We start from the raw sequence: 1,108 nt of genomic DNA on the forward strand, positions 1-1,108 counted from the left end.
GCGGGTGTGACGCTCGAACCGCTGGGCACGGCCCGCAGGGAACGCGTGGCGAACCCGTCCGAGGTCCAGGCCAGCACCCAGCGCTGGTCCTCCCATTGCCAGAGGGTGGCCATCGATCCGGGGTCGCCCGGCGTCACGGCCATCGAGTACATCGACGCATCGTCGGCGTCGACGACACCGGCGAGCTCCGCCTGGCTCGGGCCGTCGACCGCTTCGGTCGGCGACTGCGACGGGGCCTGGGACGGGGTCTGGGACGGGGTCTCGGCCGGCCCGGGCCGTACGTCGCCATCCCCGTTGCCGAACACCTGGACGACACCGACGATGCCGGCCACGGCCAGCGCTGCCGCGGCGAGAGCCCCCGCCTGTCGTCGCGTACGACGACCACGACCGCGCCGCGCCAGGGAGTCGAAGTCCGGCACCTGGGCGGCGTCGGCGGCCAGGCGCGCGACGTCGCCGCGTTCGCCGTTGAGGATCTGCTCGATGTCAGCCACGGGAACCTCCGTTGACAGTGGCCTCGGCGCCCAGGACCGCGGCCAGCGCGGTGCGTCCGCGACTGAGCCGCGCCTTGACGGTGCCGACCGGCACGCCGAGGGTCGCGGCGACCTCCGCAACGGGGAGGTCGGCGAGGTAGTGCAGCGCCAGCGCTTCGCGCTGCTGCTGGGGAAGGGACCGGAGCGCCGCCACGAGGGTGAGCCGGTCGTCGGTGAGCTCAGGCACCCGTCCCTCGGCGGGCCCGCCGTTGCGGCGGTGCAGCCGGTCGCCCATCAGTCGCCGACGGTGCCGGGTCCGGGCGACGTTGACCGCGACGGTGCGCAGCCAGGCCTCGGGTTCGTCGACCCGCTCGAACGTGCGGCGGGCGGCCACCGCCCGGGCGAAGGCTTCGGCGACCGCCTCCTCGGCCTCGGCCAGGCTGCCGCAGACGCCGTACAGCTGGCCGACGAGTCGGCGGTAGGAGACGTCGAAGCACCGACGAATCGGATCATCGGCCAGCCGATCGTGTGGACCGTCCACGGCACCTCCCAGGTCGCGCGAAGTCTTTCACCCCCACGACTCGCGAGCGGGCCGAAAGGTTGCGTCCGGCGGCCGCAGGCCACCTCGTAGGGTGGGG

Annotated in this window: 2 protein-coding genes; both read right to left on the reverse strand. The window is 74.1% G+C overall.

Annotation, left to right across the window (positions count from 1 at the left end; translation table 11 throughout):
• Positions 1-491: hypothetical protein (locus tag ACOADB_RS16605; RefSeq protein WP_378600796.1), on the reverse strand; the 491-nt coding region annotated here is incomplete at its 3' end.
• On the reverse strand, positions 484-1,011 hold the full coding sequence (locus tag ACOADB_RS16610) for a sigma-70 family RNA polymerase sigma factor (RefSeq protein ID WP_378600798.1): 528 nt from the start codon (positions 1,009-1,011) through the stop codon (positions 484-486). The genes ACOADB_RS16610 and ACOADB_RS16605, both read right to left, overlap by 8 nt.
• Positions 1,012-1,108 lie beyond the last annotated feature (97 nt).

This window comes from Nocardioides sp. CPCC 206348 (assembly GCF_048654705.1).
GTDB lineage: Bacteria > Actinomycetota > Actinomycetes > Propionibacteriales > Nocardioidaceae > Nocardioides.